We start from the raw sequence: 308 nt of genomic DNA, 5'->3' as shown, positions 1-308 counted from the left end.
CAGCAGCGGTGCTGAGGGTGTCCTCTGGCTCGACCTCCTCACCAAGGACCACGTCGATGACCTCGCCATCGTCATCCAGAAGATGTCAGGTATAAGCCTCGAGGACATCACCAAGACCACGACCACCCAGCCAACGACGACCACCCCAAGCGAGACCACAACAACTCCAACCGAGACCACCACCACGACCACCACTCCGAGCGGAACCAGCACCACCACCTACGTCGTCGTCGGCCTTGTGATAATCATCATCGCCGGCGCGGCCTGGTACTTCACCAAGAAGAAGTGATTTCGTTCTTTCCCTTCTT

1 protein-coding gene is annotated in these 308 nt (G+C 58.1%); it reads left to right on the top strand.

Going from position 1 to position 308, the window contains the following annotated elements:
- On the top strand, positions 1-289 hold a 289-nt coding region (locus E3E23_RS09935; protein WP_167908400.1), incomplete at its 5' end, for an LPXTG cell wall anchor domain-containing protein.
- Positions 290-308 lie beyond the last annotated feature (19 nt).

It is taken from the genome of Thermococcus sp. CX2, from assembly GCF_012027555.1.
Taxonomy (GTDB): domain Archaea; phylum Methanobacteriota_B; class Thermococci; order Thermococcales; family Thermococcaceae; genus Thermococcus.
This window is presented reverse-complemented; position numbering and strand designations above follow the sequence as displayed.